Annotated in this window: 16 protein-coding genes and 1 tRNA gene; 13 read left to right on the top strand and 4 right to left on the bottom strand. The window is 55.4% G+C overall.

Annotation, left to right across the window (positions count from 1 at the left end):
* The first annotated feature begins 17 nt into the window (after positions 1-17).
* Positions 18-785 carry a class II glutamine amidotransferase gene (locus tag FKM52_RS14530; protein WP_141176891.1) on the top strand — a complete coding sequence of 256 codons (768 nt, stop codon included), beginning with the start codon at positions 18-20 and terminating at the stop codon, positions 783-785.
* Here FKM52_RS14530 and dpaA read toward each other — a convergent pair.
* Positions 756-1,493, bottom strand: a complete 738-nt coding sequence (gene dpaA / locus FKM52_RS14525; protein ID WP_141176890.1) for a peptidoglycan meso-diaminopimelic acid protein amidase — start codon at positions 1,491-1,493, stop codon at positions 756-758. The genes FKM52_RS14530 and dpaA overlap by 30 nt on opposite strands.
* 242 nt (positions 1,494-1,735) lie before the next feature.
* Here dpaA and dinB point away from each other — a divergent pair, with 242 nt between their 5' ends.
* On the top strand, positions 1,736-2,791 hold the full coding sequence (dinB, locus tag FKM52_RS14520; protein WP_141176889.1) for a DNA polymerase IV: 1,056 nt from the start codon (positions 1,736-1,738) through the stop codon (positions 2,789-2,791).
* 80 nt (positions 2,792-2,871) lie between these two features.
* Here dinB and pepD read toward each other — a convergent pair whose 3' ends face one another.
* Entirely contained in the window at positions 2,872-4,329 is a 1,458-nt protein-coding gene (pepD, locus tag FKM52_RS14515; protein ID WP_141176888.1) for a beta-Ala-His dipeptidase, read from the bottom strand.
* Positions 4,330-4,582: 253 nt separating this feature from the next.
* Between pepD and gpt the strand changes: the two genes are divergently transcribed.
* From gpt to crl, 3 genes are all read left to right on the top strand, one after another.
* Complete coding sequence (gpt, locus tag FKM52_RS14510) at positions 4,583-5,041, top strand: xanthine phosphoribosyltransferase (RefSeq protein ID WP_038627895.1); 459 nt, start codon at positions 4,583-4,585, stop codon at positions 5,039-5,041.
* Between the two features lie 121 nt (positions 5,042-5,162).
* Positions 5,163-6,407: an esterase FrsA gene (gene frsA / locus FKM52_RS14505; protein ID WP_141176887.1), complete on the top strand. Its 1,245-nt coding sequence runs from the start codon at positions 5,163-5,165 to the stop codon at positions 6,405-6,407.
* Between the two features lie 60 nt (positions 6,408-6,467).
* Positions 6,468-6,869 carry a sigma factor-binding protein Crl gene (gene crl, locus FKM52_RS14500; RefSeq protein ID WP_141176886.1) on the top strand — a complete coding sequence of 134 codons (402 nt, stop codon included), beginning with the start codon at positions 6,468-6,470 and terminating at the stop codon, positions 6,867-6,869.
* A 125-nt stretch (positions 6,870-6,994) separates the two neighbouring features.
* Here the strand turns inward: crl and FKM52_RS14495 are convergent, their stop codons facing one another.
* The gene (locus FKM52_RS14495; RefSeq protein WP_141176885.1) at positions 6,995-8,104 is read right to left on the bottom strand and encodes a porin; all 1,110 of its coding nucleotides are present in this window, start codon (positions 8,102-8,104) and stop codon (positions 6,995-6,997) included.
* 244 nt (positions 8,105-8,348) lie between these two features.
* On the opposite strand from FKM52_RS14495, the gene proB reads away from it, so the two are divergent.
* From proB to FKM52_RS14475, 4 genes are all read left to right on the top strand, one after another.
* Positions 8,349-9,452 (top strand): glutamate 5-kinase, encoded by a 1,104-nt coding sequence (proB, locus tag FKM52_RS14490; RefSeq protein ID WP_141176884.1) that lies wholly within the window; start codon positions 8,349-8,351, stop codon positions 9,450-9,452.
* A gap of 10 nt (positions 9,453-9,462) precedes the next feature.
* Positions 9,463-10,716 carry a glutamate-5-semialdehyde dehydrogenase gene (gene proA, locus FKM52_RS14485; protein WP_141176883.1) on the top strand — a complete coding sequence of 418 codons (1,254 nt, stop codon included), beginning with the start codon at positions 9,463-9,465 and terminating at the stop codon, positions 10,714-10,716.
* A 105-nt stretch (positions 10,717-10,821) separates the two neighbouring features.
* Positions 10,822-10,897, top strand: a tRNA-Thr gene (locus FKM52_RS14480).
* Positions 10,898-11,060: 163 nt separating this feature from the next.
* Positions 11,061-12,209 (top strand): tyrosine-type recombinase/integrase, encoded by a 1,149-nt coding sequence (locus tag FKM52_RS14475; protein WP_141176882.1) that lies wholly within the window; start codon positions 11,061-11,063, stop codon positions 12,207-12,209.
* Here FKM52_RS14475 and FKM52_RS14470 read toward each other — a convergent pair whose 3' ends face one another.
* On the bottom strand, positions 12,210-13,115 hold the full coding sequence (locus FKM52_RS14470) for a LysR family transcriptional regulator (protein WP_141176881.1): 906 nt from the start codon (positions 13,113-13,115) through the stop codon (positions 12,210-12,212).
* A gap of 182 nt (positions 13,116-13,297) precedes the next feature.
* Between FKM52_RS14470 and FKM52_RS14465 the strand changes: the two genes are divergently transcribed.
* The 4 genes from FKM52_RS14465 to FKM52_RS14450 all read left to right on the top strand — a co-directional run bounded on the left by FKM52_RS14465 (position 13,298) and on the right by FKM52_RS14450 (position 17,564).
* Entirely contained in the window at positions 13,298-14,047 is a 750-nt protein-coding gene (locus FKM52_RS14465; protein WP_141176880.1) for an SDR family NAD(P)-dependent oxidoreductase, read from the top strand.
* A gap of 1,041 nt (positions 14,048-15,088) precedes the next feature.
* The gene (locus FKM52_RS14460) at positions 15,089-16,321 is read left to right on the top strand and encodes a M20 family metallo-hydrolase (protein WP_141176879.1); all 1,233 of its coding nucleotides are present in this window, start codon (positions 15,089-15,091) and stop codon (positions 16,319-16,321) included.
* A gap of 30 nt (positions 16,322-16,351) precedes the next feature.
* Positions 16,352-16,867 carry an L-2-amino-thiazoline-4-carboxylic acid hydrolase gene (locus tag FKM52_RS14455; protein WP_141176878.1) on the top strand — a complete coding sequence of 172 codons (516 nt, stop codon included), beginning with the start codon at positions 16,352-16,354 and terminating at the stop codon, positions 16,865-16,867.
* Entirely contained in the window at positions 16,860-17,564 is a 705-nt protein-coding gene (locus FKM52_RS14450; protein ID WP_141176877.1) for a DUF5058 family protein, read from the top strand. The genes FKM52_RS14455 and FKM52_RS14450 overlap by 8 nt, the downstream gene beginning before the upstream one ends.
* The last annotated feature ends 6 nt before the right edge of the window (positions 17,565-17,570 follow it).

Genomic DNA, 17,570 nt, shown 5'->3' with positions numbered 1-17,570 from the left:
CGCCGGAGGCTCCGACTATGTGTGAACTGCTCGGTATGAGCGCTAATGTCCCAACTGATATCTGCTTTAGCTTCACCGGGCTGGTGCAGCGCGGCGGCGGCACCGGGCCGCATAAAGATGGCTGGGGCATCACCTTTTATGAAAATAAAGGCTGCCGCACCTTTAAGGATCCGCAGCCCAGCTATGGTTCGCCGATTGCGCGGCTGGTGCAGGAATACCCGATAAAATCCTGTTCGGTAGTGGCGCATATTCGTCAAGCCAACCGCGGGCAGGTGTCGCTGGAGAATACCCATCCCTTTACCCGCGAACTCTGGGGCCGCCACTGGACCTACGCTCATAACGGTCAGCTTAACGGCTATCGCCGGCTGGAAACCGGCAATTTTCGCCCGGTAGGCGAAACCGACAGCGAAAAGGCGTTCTGCTGGCTATTGCATAAGCTGGCGACGCGCTATCCGCGCACGCCCGGCAACTGGCCAGCGGTGTTCCGCTATATTGCTGAACTGGCCGGGGAGCTGCGGCAGAAAGGGGTATTTAATATGCTGCTGTCGGACGGGCGTTATCTGATGGCCTACTGCTCGACCAATCTGTTCTGGATAACGCGGCGCGCGCCTTTCGGCAAAGCCAAGCTGCTGGATCAGGATGTGGAGATCGATTTTCAGAAGCAGACCACGCCGAATGACGTGGTCACGGTGATTGCGACGCAGCCGTTAACCGGCAATGAAACCTGGCACCGCATTGCGCCAGGCGAATGGCAGCTATTTTGTCTGGGTGAGCGCCAGGAATGACTGGGAGGCGGCAGGCGTGCCGCTGACCGGCGTCGCGTTCAGCACATATTTGCCGTTGTTGACCACCATCGTCGGCGGCTGGCGATGCTCAACGAAGTACGCGTAGCCCGGCTGCAGCTCCTGCCAGAAGCTGGCGTAATAGGAGTTGCGGTGGTTATACAGATTGCTTTTGGTCATGCGGAAGGGATAGATGCTGACGGCGACTTCCGGCTGACCATTGCGCAGGGCGGCGTCCACGTAGCTGAAAATCTCATCCATATAGGCGTTAGTCATCGCATAGCAGCCGATGGAGACGCAGGCGCCGTGAATCATCAAATATTTACCGTCATAGCCGCGCTCGCGATCGTACTGGTTGGGAAAACCAATATTAATGGCGCGATAGAAGCGACTGTCCGGCTTCAGCTGGCTCAGCTTCACGCTGTAAAAACCTTCCGGGCTTTTAAAATCGCCCTGACGGCGCTTTGGCCCCAGACCGCCGGAAAAATTACAGATGCGATAGCTGTCGAGCAGACGATATTCGTTGCCGATTTTGCCGTACAGCTCCAGCGTGCGTTCTTCTTTAAAGATCTGAATATAGACCGGCGTGCCCAACAGCTGTTTCTTTAACTCTTTGCTGACCGGCGCCAGTGGCTGCGCAGGTTCAGGCGTGCTTGCCATGCTGAGGGCCGGCAAAAGAATCATCGCAAACAAAAGTGCGATTTTGCCCATTCTTTTTCCCTTGATAATGAGGGGGTTAAACTGCAACGCCCGACGGCGCTTGTGACTTGCATAATCGGAGAATTCCGCTATCGCTGCGCAACATTATCACTGTCTGTTTTTTTATCAAGATGCGCGTGAATAAATTGCGTTGATTTCAGCGCCGCCCGGAACGGGGCGCGAATATTCCTGGCGCCACGCCATTGAATCCTTGCAGGTTGACTGTATACTTATCCAGTGCTGGCGGAGGGGGTATGCGCAAAATCATTCATGTCGATATGGACTGCTTTTACGCTGCGGTGGAGATGCGCGATAATCCCGCCCTGCGCGATATTCCGCTGGCGATCGGCGGCAACCGTACCCAGCGCGGCGTGATCAGCACCGCGAACTATCCGGCGCGTAAGTATGGCGTGCGCAGCGCGATGTCTACGGCGATGGCGTTGAAGCTCTGCCCGCATCTGACGCTGCTGCCGGGGCGCTTTGACGCCTATAAAGAAGCCTCCGCCCATATCCGCGAGATTTTTTCACGCTACACCTCCCTGGTGGAGCCGCTGTCGCTGGATGAGGCCTATCTGGATGTCAGCAACAGCCCGCACTGCCACGGCTCGGCAACGCTGATCGCCCGGCAAATCCGTCAGACCATAGCCGACGAACTTAACCTCACCGCCTCGGCGGGCGTCGCGCCGGTTAAGTTTCTCGCCAAAATCGCCTCTGATTTAAATAAGCCGAACGGACAGTTTGTGATTACCCCGGACCAGATGCCGACGTTTTTGCTGACGCTGCCGCTGGCGAAAATTCCCGGCGTCGGCAAGGTGACGGCGAAAAAGCTGGAGGATCTGGGGTTGCGCAGCTGCGCCGACGTACAGAACAGCGATCTGGCGCTGCTGCTGAAGCGCTTTGGCAAATTTGGCCGGGTGATTTGGGAACGCAGCCACGGTATCGACGAACGCGAAGTGGTGGCCGATCGCGAACGTAAATCGCTCGGCGTGGAGCGCACGCTGTCGGAAGATATTCACCACTGGCATCAGTGCATTGAGGTTATCGATCGCCTGTATGAAGAGCTGGATCGGCGGCTGACCAAAATCAAGCCGGATCGTCATATCGCCCGACAGGGGGTAAAGCTGAAGTTCAGCGATTTTCAACAAACCACCCAGGAACATGTCTGGCCGATGCTGAACAAAGAGGATCTGCTGGCGGTAGCGAAAGAGGCCTGGGATGCGCGACGCGGCGGGCGCGGCGTGCGGCTGGTGGGCCTGCACGTTACGCTGCTTAATCCGCAGCTGGAGCGTCAGCTGCTGCTGGGGCTGTAAGGCTGGCGCGATAAATCAGAGGCTGGCGCGATAAAAAAGCCAGACCGGCGTCTGGCTTTTAAGCGTGGTGATGCGGCGGCTTACTTCGCCGGAATCGCCTTCAGCAGCTCGGTCAGCAGCTGCCAGTAAAGGCCGACGCTGCCAATGTGTACCTGCTCATCCGGCGAGTGCGGGCCGGTAATGGTCGGGCCGATGGAAACCATATCCATATCCGGGTAGGGCTTTTTAAACAATCCGCACTCCAGACCGGCGTGGATCACCTGAATGTTCGGCGTTTTATTGAACAGGCGGTGATAGGTTTCCCGCACCAGCGCCATCACCGGCGAGCTGGCGTCCGGCTGCCAGCCAGGATAGCTGCCTTTGGCTTCGGTCTGCGCGCCGGCCAGTTCGCCCAGCGACGCAAGCATCGCGACCACGGACTCTTTGCCGCTGTCGATCAGCGAGCGGATCAGGCAGTTAATTTTCGCTTCCTGTTCGCTCATGGCGACCACGCCGATATTCAGGGAGGTTTCCACCACGCCTTTCGCCACGTCGGAGTTGCGGATCACGCCGTTCGGCGTGCTGTTCAGCAGGGCGATAAAGCGATCGCGGCTCTGCGCCGTCAGCGCCTGCGCGTCGCCCGCTACCGGCTCGGTTTGCAGCGCGATATTTTTCTCAACCGCGCCCAGCTCGTTTTGCAGCGTGGCGAGATAGCCCATCGCCGCCGATTTCAGCGCGTCGATGTTGGCCGTCGGCAGGGCAAAGGTGGCGAAGGCTTCGCGCGGAATTGCATTGCGCAGCGTACCGCCGGCGAAATCAATCAGGCGCAGATCGAAATCACGCGCGTGGTCGGCGAGGAAACGTACCAGCAGCTTGTTGGCGTTGCCGAGGCCGAGGTGAATATCCGCGCCGGAGTGGCCGCCCTTCAGCCCTTTCAGCGTCAGACGCAGATGCTCGTAGCCGGCCGGAACCGCTTCACGCTGCAGCGGCAGGGTTGAGGTGACGTCGATGCCGCCGGCGCAGCCCATATAGATTTCACCTTCTTCTTCCGAATCGGTGTTAATCAGAATTTCTGACTGCAGCCAGTTGGGTTGCAGGCCAAAGGCGCCATCCATGCCGGTCTCTTCCGTCATGGTCAGCAGCACTTCCAGCGGGCCGTGCTCTACGCTCTCATCCGCCAGCACCGCCAGCGCGGAAGCCATGCCGATGCCGTTATCGGCGCCCAGCGTGGTGCCGCGCGCTTTTACCCATTCGCCATCGATCCACGGCTGAATCGGATCTTTCGTAAAGTCGTGTACGGTGTCGTTGTTCTTCTGCGGCACCATGTCCAGATGCGCCTGCAGCGCGACCGGCTTACGGTTTTCCATGCCCGGCGTCGCCGGTTTGCGAATCAAAATATTGCCGACCTGGTCGCGTTCGCACCAGAAGCCTTTCTCCTGCGCCCAGGAGAGGATGTGCTGCGCCAGCGCTTCTTCATGAAAAGAAGGATGCGGGATGGAACAAATTTTAGCGAAAATATCCCACAGCGGCTGGGGGGAGAGTTGAGACAATTCAGACACGACAGGTCTCCTGTGTCATCGGTGCGCGGCTGCGCATCGTTACAAAATTTCTGGTAATCGATCGCCGTCAGCGAATCTGACGTGATGTGGTGAGAATAACATTCTTTCCCGTCCGCTGTGCAGTCAGACGCGTTAAAATGCGCCAACTGCGCAATCCGGTGCTGGTTTTTAGCACGCCAGATCCTTATAATGCCGCGCAACCTTTTCCCATTGCATATTTTTTAAGCCAAGTCGATTGGCCGGGATTCCTTTTATGAGCGAAAAATACGTCGTCACCTGGGACATGTTGCAGATTCATGCCCGCAAACTGGCCCAGCGCCTGCTTCCTGTCGAACAGTGGAAAGGCATTATCGCGGTAAGCCGCGGTGGCCTGGTTCCTGCCGCGCTGCTGGCGCGCGAACTCTCCATCCGCTATGTCGATACGGTCTGCATCTCCAGCTATGACCACGATCACCAGCGCGAAATGAACGTGCTGAAGCGCGCGGAAGGCGACGGCGAAGGCTTTATCGTTATTGATGATCTGGTGGATACCGGCGGTACCGCGCAGGCGATCCGTGAAATGTATCCGAAGGCCCGTTTCGTCACCATTTTCGCCAAGCCGGCCGGCGCGCCGCTGGTGGACGACTACGTGGTGGATATTCCGCAGAACACCTGGATTGAGCAGCCGTGGGATATGGGCGTGGCCTTTATTCCGCCAATCGTCAACCGCTGATTGACCTGTATCAAACTAGCGCCCGGTTCGTCCGGGCGTTATTGTTTCTGCGGGTCGCGCGCCCCTGAAGGGTGAAGTAAACTCTGGTCTCGTTATTGCGCCGCGGGAGGAGGGTTACGCTATGTCTGCAAAAAATCTCAGCGAAGAGCTGTTTAAACCTCGATTCAAACATCCTGAAACCTCGTCACTGGTACGCCAGCGGCATCATCAGACCTCAAGCTTACAGTCCGCGCTGGATGGCGAAAGCTGTTCGGGCTGGTATCGGATGGTTAACCGCCTGCAGTGGAGCTGGCGCGGACTGCCGGCGCAGGAGATCATCGAAGTGCTGGCGCGCATTTCCGCCAGCCAGGCGGAGCGCACCAACGAGGCGCTGCTTGATACGGTGATTGGCTATCGCAGCGGCAACTGGATCTATGAGTGGAGCAAGCAGGCGGCGCTGTGGCAGCAGAAGGCGCTCGACGCGGGCGATACGCCAGAGGCGGGCCAGCACTGGCTGCATGCGGTCAACCTCTACAGCCTGGCGGCCTGGCCGCATATTAAGGGCGATGAGCTGGCGGAGCAGGCGCAGACGCTGGCTAACCGCGCCTATGAGGAGGCGACGCGGCGTCTGCCTGGCGAGCTGCGCGAACTCTCTTTCCCCATTCAGGGCGGCAGCCCGATTAGCGGCTTTTTGCATATGCCGCCAAACGTTAGCGCGCCTTATCCTACCGTGCTGCTGTGCGGCAACCTCGATAATCTGCAAATCGATCACTATCGCCTGTTTCATGACTATCTGGCGCCGCGCGGTATGGCGATGCTGACCATCGATATGCCTTCGGTCGGTTTCTCCGCCAAATGGAAGCTGACGCAGGATACCAGCTTCCTGCATCAGCAGGTGCTGCGCGGGCTGGAAAACGTACCCTGGGTAGATCATACGCGCGTGGCGGCGCTGGGCTATCGCTTTGGCGCGAATGTGGCGGTGCGGCTGGCCTATCTGGAGGCGCAGCGTCTGCGCGGCGTCGCCTGTCTCGGCCCGATCGTTCACTCGCTGCTGGCGAACTCCGCACAGCAGGCGAGCGTGCCGGATATGTTTATCGACGTGCTGGCAAGCCGGCTGGATATGCCGCAGGCGACGGATGAAACGCTGCGCATCGAGCTAAACCGCTATTCGCTGAAAACCCAGGGGCTGCTGGGGCGCCGTACGCCAACGCCGATGCTTTCAGGGTTCTGGCAGAACGATCCCTGGAGCCCGGAAGAGGATTCGCGCCTGATCGTCAACTCCTCCGCTCGCGGCAAGCTGCTGCCGATTAACTTTTCACCGGTATTGCAAAATTTCGATCGCGCTCTGCAAACGATTTGCGACTGGCTGGCGCAACAGTTGAAGTGATGAGTTGCTATTTTGCATTAGTTTGCTAAAACTGTTAGCTCATTTAAGGAGGTGGAAACCATGGCTTTACCGAGTGGACATCCCCGAAGCCGGTTAATTAAACGTTTCACCGCGCTGGGGCCCTATATTCGCGAAAACAAATGCGAGAATGAGCGTTTCTTTTTTGACTGTCTTGCCGTTTGCGTCAATGTTAAGCCTGCACCGGAAAATCGTGAGTTTTGGGGATGGTGGCTGGAGCTGGATGCGCAGCCCGATCACTTTACCTATCAGTACTACTATGGCCTGCATGATAAAGACGGCAACTGGAAACCGTGCGTTATCAAAGGCAAAGAAAACGAAGACCGTCTGGAAGAGACGCTGCGTAATTTCCATGAGCGTCTGAAAGCGACGCTGGCTGAGCTGGAGCTGGGCCTGCTGCCCGCCGCTGGCGTGGATGAACAGCCGGTAAAACTGACCGCCTGATTAAAGCTTAACCGAGTATCGCCGCTAATCAGGGGCAGGCGCGCAGCCTGCCCCTTGTTACAGGCTAAGTCAGAGAAAAGGTGCTGCCTTTGCCGGCGCGTCGGGCCGGGTTTGGACGCCGCGCATCAGAACTGGTAGGTCACGCCGAGCGCCACGATATCATCGGTGTTGCGATGCAGCGTGTTGTTGTCATCCAGCAGGTTGATTTTGTAATCAACGAAGGCCGACATGTTTTTGTTGAAGTAATATGTCGCGCCTACATCAGCAAATTTGTAGTAATCCGCATCGCCCACGCCGCCTTCAATATCCTTCACTTTGGTCTGTACGTAAGCCAGCGACGGACGCAGGCCGAAATCAAACTGATACTGCGCCACCAGCTCGATATTTTGCAGACGGTTAGCGTAACCGCTTACGACAACATCATTGCCGCCAACCTGCGCGGTGCCGCCGATCGGGTTCATATTGCGCGTTTCGGCGTAGGTGGCCGCCAGATAGACGCCGCGGTTGTCATACTTAATGCCGGTAGCCCAGGCTTCTGCTTTCTCACCGCCGCCGAAGGCGCTGTTTTTCTGATCCAGCGTGCGGTTAGAAGAGGATACCGCGCCCTTAACGCTCAGGCCCTCGATAAGGGTATAGGAGAGGGACGCCGCCATGCCGTCGCCGTTGGAAACGCCGTCGTTGCGTGTGGAGCTTTCGTTTTTACCCTGATATTGCAGCGCGAAATCCAGCCCGTCCACCAGTCCGAAGAAGTTGCTGTTGCGCCAGGTTGCCACGCCGTTGGTGCGCGTCAGCATATAGACGTCGGCGGAGGTGTAGGCGGTGGCGCCGAACTCCGGCATCATATCGGTGATCGCTTCCACATCGTAAATCAGGCCATAGTTGCGGCCATAATCGATCGAGCCGTAGTCGCCCACCTTAATTCCGGCAAAGCCGAGACGGGTCTTGTTGCCTGCGTTTGAGTCGCTTTCCGGGTTATTGAGGTTGTACTGATATTCCCACTGGCCGTAGCCGGTCATCAGTTCGTTAATCTGCGTCTGGCCTTTAAAGCCGATACGCACGTAGGATTTATCAGCATTGTTGCCGGGGTTGGTTTCCGCGTCGCTGATATAACGCATGGCTTTCACTTTGCCGTAGAAATCCAGCTTGTTGCCATCTTTATTGTATACCTCGGCTGCCTGTGCGGCGGAGTTCAGCGCCAGTGCGGAAACTAACAGTGCCAGTGCGTTCTTTTTCATTTATTCGCCATCCCGATGAGTAAAAATAACCGCGTTTGTGAAGCATTTTGTAAAAAACAGAAACGTTTTTACCGGGATCGTGTGAATGTTTTATGAAGCTTTTTCGCCTTTCCCGTGAAGGGCGAACTTTTGCTCTGGGCCGCTGTCGCGCATTTTCTGCGCTTTTCCCTCGGCGGCTGTTGGCTTCCTGCGCCACTCCTGATAAAACGTCCCTTCACAGACATTTTTATTACGGCAGGAAAACATGAGCGGCAGTCAGACCTTAGTGGTCAAACTGGGAACCAGCGTGCTGACCGGCGGATCGCGTCGGTTAAATCGGGCACATATCGTAGAGTTAGTTCGTCAGTGCGCACAGCAGCACGCGGCGGGCCATCGCATTGTGATCGTCACTTCCGGCGCGATGGCCGCCGGGCGCGAACACCTGGGCTACCCGGAATTGCCGCCTACCATCGCCTCAAAGCAGCTGCTGGCTGCGGTGGGGCAGAGCCGTCTGATCCAGCTGTGGGAACAGCTGTTCTCCATCTATGGCATTCATATCGGGCAGATGCTGCTGACGCGGGCGGATATGGAAGATCGCGAGCGCTTCCTCAATGCACGCGATACGCTGCGCGCGCTGCTGGATAACAATATCGTGCCGGTGATAAATGAGAACGATGCGGTAGCTACCGCAGAGATTAAGGTGGGCGATAACGATAATCTGTCGGCGCTGGCGGCGATGCTGGCGGGCGCCGATAAGCTGCTGCTGCTGACCGATCAGCAGGGGTTATTTACCGCCGATCCGCGCAGCAATCCGCAGGCGGAGCTGATCAGCGACGTGCACGGCATCGACGATGCGCTGCGCACCATCGCCGGAGACAGCGTTTCCGGGCTGGGCACCGGCGGCATGACCACTAAACTTCAGGCGGCGGACGTTGCCTGCCGCGCCGGTATCGAGGTGATTATCGCGGCGGGCAGCCGTCCGGGCGTGATTGGCGACGTGATTGAAGGCAGGCCGGTCGGCACCCGTTTCCACGCGCAGCAGACGCCGCTGGAAACGCGCAAGCGCTGGATTTTCGGCGCGCCGCCAGCCGGAGAAATCATGATTGACGACGGCGCGCTGTCGGCGGTGCTGGAACGCGGCAGCTCGCTGCTGCCTAAAGGGATTCGCGAAGTGAGCGGCAACTTTTCTCGTGGCGAAGTGATTCGGATCCGCAGCCTGCAGGGGCGCGACATCGCCCACGGCGTTTCACGCTATAACAGCGATGCGCTGCGCATGATTGCCGGCCATCACAGCCAGGAGATCGGTGATATCCTGGGATATGAATATGGACCGGTCGCGATGCATCGCGACGATATGATTGTCAGCTGAGGAGGCACTGATGCTGGAACAAATGGGCAAGGCGGCGAAGGCGGCCTCTTATCAGCTTGCCACGCTGACCAGCGCGGAGAAAAACCGCGTACTGATGACTATCGCTGACCAGCTTGACGCGCAGAGCGCGACAATTCTGGCGGCAAATGAGCAGGATCTGGCGGATGCGCGCCGTAACGGCATGAGCGCAGCGCTGCTGGATCGTCTTACCCTTAATCCGACGCGTCTGCAGGAGATCGCCAACGACGTGCGCCAGGTATGCCGTCTGGCCGATCCGGTCGGGCAGCTGATCGACGGCGGCCAGCTGGATAGCGGATTGCGTATCGAGCGCCGCCGCGTGCCGCTTGGCGTAGTGGGCGTGATTTATGAAGCGCGTCCGAACGTCACGGTAGATGTCGCCTCGCTCTGCCTGAAAACCGGCAATGCGGCGATCCTGCGCGGCGGCAAAGAGACCTGGCGCACCAATAGCGCGACGGTGCGCGTGATTCAGTCCGCGCTGCAACAGCATGGCCTGCCGGCGGGCGCGGTACAGGCGATTGAAAGCCCGGATCGCGAGCTGGTTAATCAGCTGCTGAAGCTGGATCGCTATGTTGATATGCTGATCCCGCGCGGCGGCGCCGGGCTGCACAAGCTGTGCCGCGAGCAGTCAACCATTCCGGTGATTACCGGCGGTATCGGCGTCTGCCATATTTATATCGATGCCAGCTATGATGCGGACGCGGCGCTTAAGGTTATCGTTAACGCCAAGAAACAGCGTCCCAGCGCCTGTAACTCGGTGGAAACGCTGCTGGTAAACCAGGCCATTGCCGATGATTTCCTGCCCGCGCTGAGCCAGCGTATGGCGCAGGAGGGCATCAAACTGCACGCTGACGCGCTTTCGCTGCCGCTGTTGCAGCAGGGGCCAGCAGAAGTAGAGGCGGTAAAGAGGGAAGAGTACAACGATGAATGGCTGTCGCTCGATTTAAATGTGCGTATCGTCAGTGATATGGATGAGGCGATTGCGCATATTCGTGAGCATGGCACCCAGCACTCCGACGCGATTCTGACGCGCGACACGCGCGCCGCCGAGCGTTTTATCCGGCAGGTGGATTCTTCTGCGGTTTATGTGAACGCCAGCACGCGCTTCACTGACGGCGGCCAGTTCGGCCTTGGCGCCGAGGTGGCGGTGAGCACTCAGAAGCTGCACGCCCGCGGCCCGATGGGCCTGGAAGCGCTGACCACCTACAAATGGGTCGGCTATGGCGATGATACGATAAGGATGTAGGGCTAATCAGCGCCATCTGGCGACAAAAGCAGCATCCGACACGGCGCCTCTTGACTCCGGCGCCGCTTTTTTTTAACGTTACAGCCCGTAGCACCTCTCCTCAACGCCGATATAGCTCAGTTGGTAGAGCAGCGCATTCGTAATGCGAAGGTCGTAGGTTCGACTCCTATTATCGGCACCATTTCAAACTCTTCCCAAGTCTACCGAAATCAACTTAAAGCCCGTATACTGCGGTTTCTGGCCCGTATTTTATCTCCTGTTATCAACTGGACTCAACCGGAATCAAGTCACAGTTGGGGGCATAAGTGGGGGCATTCTGTGTTCGGTCCAGGGAGATGCCCCCAATGAAGCTAAATGCGCGACAGGTAGATGCAGCTAAACCCAGAGAGAAAGCCTATAAGCTGGCAGATGGTGCTGGTTTGTATCTTGAAGTCGTTCCCTCTGGTTCTCGATACTGGCGAATGAAATATCGCTTCAATGGAAAAGAGAAGCGTATGGCTTTTGGTGTTTATCCAGCAGTGTCTCTCGCACAAGCGAGGGCACTACGTGATGAAGCCAAGAAAAAGCTGGCCGAGGGTATCGATCCATCTTTTGCCAAGAAAGAAGAAAAGCTGGTTCGCGATGTGCAGCTCAATAATACTTTCCAGTCTGTGGCGCTTGAGTGGCACGGTACGAAGGTGAGCAGATGGTCAGAAGGGTATGCCTCCGATATCATCGAAGCATTCAATAAAGATATTTTTCCCTATATTGGCCAGCAGCCGGTAAATGAAATTAAACCGCTGGTTCTGCTGAATGTGCTGCGTCGAATGGAAAGCCGTGGCGCGACAGAGAAGGCCAAAAAAGTTCGCCAGCGCTGTAGTGAAGTCTTTCGTTACGCCATAGTTACCGGCCGTGCGGAATACAATCCTGCAGCGGATCTAACCAGCGCTATGTCAGGGCATGAATCGAAGCATTATCCCTTCCTTACTGTTGAGGAGTTGCCAGATTTCTTTAAAGCTCTCTCGGGTTATACAGGAAGTCCGCTGGTTGTTCTTGCCGCACGTTTGCTGATCCTTACGGGAGTTCGCACCGGTGAGCTCCGGGGTGCTTTCTGGAGTGAGTTTGAACTTGAAAAAGCGGTGTGGGAAATACCTGCCGAGCGTATGAAGATGAAACGGCCCCATCTTGTCCCCCTTTCTACACAAGCGCTGGAAATCGTACAGCAGCTCAAAGTGATGAGTGGGCAATATCCTCTGGTGTTTCCTGGGAGGAATGATCCCCGCAAAACGATGAGCGAAGCGAGTATTAATCAGGTGTTCAAGCGGATTGGATATACGGGGAAGGTAACGGGGCATGGTTTCCGCCACACGATGAGTACGATTTTGCATGAGGAAGGGTTCAATACGGCGTGGATTGAGACGCAGCTGGCTCACGTTGATAAGAATGCGATGCGTGGAACATACAACCATGCTCAGTACCTTGAAGGGCGTAGGGAGATGCCTGCGCCGCTTTAGTCACGCCTTTACGGCCGCCGGAAACGCCTCAGCAAGCCATTCAATAAATACGCGCAGCCGGGGAGGAACGTGCCGGCTCTGCGCATAGATAAGGTGAAAAGGATAGGAAGCCGGGCGCCATTTGCTCAGTATTTCCACTAAAGCCCCGGATGCCAGCTCATTTCTCACCGAGTAGGTGAAAGTCTGCACAATGCCCAGGCCCGCCTCTCCTGCGGCAATATGCGCGTTACTCTCATTTATACCCAGATGATGCTGCGTTTTGATCTCAGTAGCGATGCCGTTGTGCTCAAACCGGAACGGAAAAGCTCTTCCGCTGGCGGGGGAGAGATAGCTGATAAGACGGTGCCCGTTCTGCAGTTCGTCAGGAGTGGCGGGAATGCCGTAGCGCCTGAGATAGTCGGGCGTGGCGCAGGTAATCAGCGCCGCTTCGCCAATTTTACGGGCTATCAGCGTGGAGTCATCCATCGACCCTCCGCGGACGGCGCAGTCGATATTGCTGCTGATAAGGTCTGCGGGCTTATCCGCTACCGCCAGATCAATGCGGATCTCCGGATAGCTGGTCATAAAATCAGCCAGCAGCGGTATCAGAACGTCGCGCGCGGTGGATCCGCCGATGGCGATACGCAGATGGCCTTTGGGCTTATTGCGCACGCTCTTAAAAGATGCGTCGATTTCCTCCAGATCCTTAAGAATGCGCAGCGCTTTTTCATAGTACTCCCGCCCTTCAGGCGTCACGGTGATACGTCGCGTGGTACGCTGCAGCAGGCAAACGCCCAGATGAGATTCCAGCTGTTGAATCGTCTTACTGATGGTGGCATTGGGCATGTTCAGCGAGTCAGCGGCACGGGTAAAACTATTGGCTTCGACAACGCGCGTAAAAACCTTGAGAGCTGAAAATCGATCCATTATTCGCTTTTTCCTGAGAGCAGTTCGCCATTATTCACACGGGTGAAGAGTGTTTTTCACATTCCTGCGTTTTTCTGCACTGATTAATAACGCTACAGTGCTTACTGAACTCAGCGGCCTGCTTATCGCCGTAAATCGATGACTCAACTGGCATATTCATACTTTAATTAAGGAAATGCACTATGAGTAAAAATCTTGCGGAAAAAATAGCGTTAGTAACGGGCGGCAGCTCAGGTATTGGCCTTGCGTCAGCACAGGAGCTGGCGAGGCGGGGCGCGAAAGTGTACATCACCGGCCGCCGCCAGCAGGAGCTGGATGCGGCGGTAGCCTTAATCGGGCCGGCGGCAACGGGCATCCGCGCCGATGCCTCGGTGTTAAGCGATCTCGATAATGTTTTTGCGACGATCGCCAGCGAATCAGGAAGGCTGGATGTGCTGTTCGCCAATTCCGGCGGCGGCGATATGTTGCCGCTGGGCGCCATAACCGAAGAGCACTTCGATCGTATTTTCGGTACAAACGTGCGCGGCGTGCTGTTTACCGTACAGAAGGCGCTGCCGCTGCTGACCGATAACGCCTCGGTGATTCTTACCGGCTCAACGGCTGCGGTGAAAGGCACGGCCAACTTTAGCGTTTACAGCGCAAGTAAAGCCGCAGTGCGTAACCTGGCGCGCTCCTGGGCGCTTGATCTGAAAGATCGCGGTATCCGCGTTAATGTGGTGAGCCCAGGTCCGATCCGTACCGCCGGCCTTGGCGGGCTTGTGCCGGAAGAGCAGCGACAGGGGCTGTTTGATTCGCTTGCCGCCGGGGTGCCGCTGGGGCGCCTTGGCGAACCAGAAGAAATTGGCAAAACCGTCGCCTTCCTCGCGTCTGATGATGCAGGTTTTATTAACGCATCCGAAATATATGTTGACGGCGGTCTGGCACAAATTTAACTGACAGAGTCGCCTGCCGGCAGGCATGTTTATTAATGCTGTGAGTCGATTATCCATGCCGGTCGGCGGTATTGCTGCGTGCTGCTTATATTAACGCCTGTTATCGCTGTTCTGAAGGGCCTTCTTGCCCAGCCGTTTCACTTATTACATTTCACTTTTAATCAGCGCCCGCTGAAACGGTAACAAATTACCGCCTCTCGCAGACGCGCCGCATGCTGGTGGAGACGGATGACAGCATTGGACGCATTGCGGTGCCGGGGCTATCCCGATCAATTCCCCTTTTCCCGTGGTTCTCATCGCTCGATCGGCGTTTCTTCCTGCGAATTTCGTCAGCGGGAGCGCACAGATAATATCCATATTTCTCATTTATAGAGGGCGCCCGGCCGGCGTTTACGTCAGGTAGATAGCCTGACGCAGCGCCCGTGACAGCGGTTTGATGCTTAGGGGGCCTGATGCGCTGTTTCCCCCTATAAAAAAGATCGGGAAGAAGTATGAGCGTCGGTGAGGAGGCCGCTGTCGCCAGCCTGAAGCCGGCAAGAAAATTCCTGGGCTGCAAAAAGGCAGAAAATTTTTCTGACATAGTGTGATTTTTGTCATTTCATTTTTTGATTTTTTATTCATTTTCAAATGCTTACATTTATGCGTGCTAATGATAATCATTTATCATTGGAAGATATTTCTCTTTACTGTAAAAAATAGTCATAAAATAACCAAAAATTTCTATAAATTGCTGATTATATTATTGGCCAGTCATCCGGTTTTATTTACCGGAAATAATATTTATCAACCCATCGCTGGCAGATAAATAAAGCGAATAACGCTATGGCATTTAACCCCTGGCATCCTGCGCGGTTAACGGCGTTATCTGCGTTGATAGCGCATATATCTCTGCGTACAGGTTAAGCCCATATCGGTGGATAACGGCAGCATCAACCAGCGATGGGTTAATAGCGCGTTGCCGATGGGTTAGCTGGCCGGTAATGACGAGAAGATGGCTGATTAAATTATTTTAAATATTGCGCTCAAGGGAGAGGGAAAATAATGGCTAATATCGAAAGGCTACAAAAAAATATTGAGGATCTCAAAGCCATTAGTGAGCCATGTAATGGCGGCGTTACGCGCATCGGTTTTACTCCTGAATACAGAGCGGGGGTAGAATATATAAAAAAAGAGATGCATGAAGCGGGCCTGCAGGTTTATGAAGATGATATCGGCAATCTGTATGGCCGCCTGCAGGGCAGCAATTCTCAGCTGCCGTCAATTATTAGCGGTTCTCATCTGGATAGCGTGCGCAATGCTGGCGCATTTGATGGTATTGCCGGCGTGGTGGCCGCGCTGGAGGTCGCCAGAATGCTGCAGGAGAAGGGCATTCAGCTGCAACATACCTATGAAGTCGCAGCCTTTATTGAAGAAGAAGGTACGCAGTTTGGCAGGGTGCTGCTGGGCAGCCGCTTTATCAGCGGCGAATTGTGCGATGAGGATCGCGACAGAATCAGCAATGACAGCGGTGAAACACTACGCGATCGCTGGCGGGCCTATGCCGGCGATCGGCCTGTGGTGCCGGCACGAAGGTTGCCCGGCAGCATTAAGGCTTTTATTGAACTGCACGATGAGCAGGGCCCGCTGCTGGAAAATACCCAAACGGATATAGGTATTGTGGATAGCATCGTCGCTATTGGTCAGATGGCGGTTAGCGTGCAGGGCGTCGCCGGACATGCGGGAACCGTTCCGATGCTAATGCGCCAGGATGCGGGCGCGGCAGGTAATTTACTGGCGACGCGGTTAACGCAATATGTTATCGAGCATTATCCGGAAACTGCAACGCTGACTATCGGCAAGTTTCATCTTGAGCCGGGATCCGCCAATACTATTCCAGGCGCCTGCCGTTTTACCGTCGATATTCGCTCAGGCAGCGCCGCCGTAGTAGACGATATTACAGGCTACGCAGAACGTGAAAGCCGCGCGGTGGCTAAACAATATTCTGTTTGCATTGACGCCGGGCAAACCTCCTTTAAACCAGCGGTGGCGATGAATGGCAGGCTTAAAGATATTATTAAAGCCGCCTGTGAGGAACTTAATCTGACATACCGCCCGATGAACAGCGGCGCAGGTCATGATGCCATGAGCATGGCTGATATCTGTCATTCCGCAATGCTATTTGTTCCCTGCGTAAAAGGCATTACGCATAACCCTGCCGAGTGCGTCCCCTGGGAATTTATGGCTAAAGGAACGGATGTACTTTATAAGGCCATACAAAAAATAGATCGTCTTTAAAACCATACCCTTAACTACAGGAAGATAGCGATGAACGATAATAATAAGGTTAGTAATAAAATTGCCGATGACTTACAGCCGGTTTCTATGTATCAGATGTTCGCCAGAATGTTTGCCCACCTGGCAAAAGAGGCGGTTGATGAATTTGGCGATAAGGGCGCCGAGGCCATTAAGCGCGGCGTATGGAACTTTGGCGTAGAACGGGGGAAAGGGATCGCTAAACGCGCTTTTGCCCGTGGCAAACCTAATGACAGTGATAATTATCTTATTAGTTATGATATGGATCGCAGCGATGAGTTTGAAAGCACTGATAGCTATTATGAAGGCTATGTTGAGCAGGTGTTTTCACGCTGCGTATTCGCCAGTGAGTTTCAAAAAATGGGTATGGAGCAATATGGCATCTTATATTGCGAGATGATCGATCCGGCTATTGCTTATGGTTACAATCCAGACCTTAAATGCAGGCATGATAAACACTTTTTTACGGATAATAAGTGCACGTTCTGCTTTAAATTAGAGAAAGAAAAGGGGGCTGCTGATGAATGAGCAATATTATGAGGTTGCGAACAGCCCGCTATTATGGGCGGCGGCAGCGCCTGCGCTATGTTTTGTTTTCCTGCAGGCATGGTTATTTTTTCGTAAGAGCGTGAAAACAGCGGCCGAAATCGGTATTCCCGCTACGGCAGTACGTAGCGCTATCCGGGGGGCATCTATTGCCTCCATCGGCCCCTGTTTTATGATGCTTTCCGGCATACTTACCCTGATGCTCTACGTTGGCGCGCCAATGGCCTGGATGCGCGTTGATTTTATCGGCTCCGTCGCTGATGCGCTGATGGAGGCCGCCTTTACCGCTGATGGAATGGGAATTAAGCTTGGCCAGGATGCCCTGACGGTTGATTATCTGTGCGCTGCCGCGATAGTAATGACCACCTGCGGGCTGCCTTTTCTGCTGTTTGTTTCTTTTTTTGCTGACCGAATGGATAAAGTTAATCACTTTATGTCGGGAGGCAATATACACCTGATCCCGATAATCGGCAGTGGCGCGATGATTGGTAGTTTTGGCGCCTTAACAATGAACTTCGCCTGTCCGTTAGGCGCAAATACCATCGCCATACTTGCTGCTGCGGCTTCGATGGCGGCGATTGTTCTGTATAACCGCAAAGCGGGCGTACAGTGGCTGAAAGAGTGGGGGTTAACTATTTGTATGGTGATTGGCATGGGCGCATCTGTACTGGTTAAATAAGGAGTC

The organism is Mixta tenebrionis, assembly GCF_006517625.1.
GTDB classification, from domain to species: Bacteria; Pseudomonadota; Gammaproteobacteria; order Enterobacterales; family Enterobacteriaceae; genus Mixta; species Mixta tenebrionis.
The sequence above is the reverse complement of the archived record's forward strand: the minus strand, read 5'-3'. Positions and strand labels throughout refer to the sequence as shown.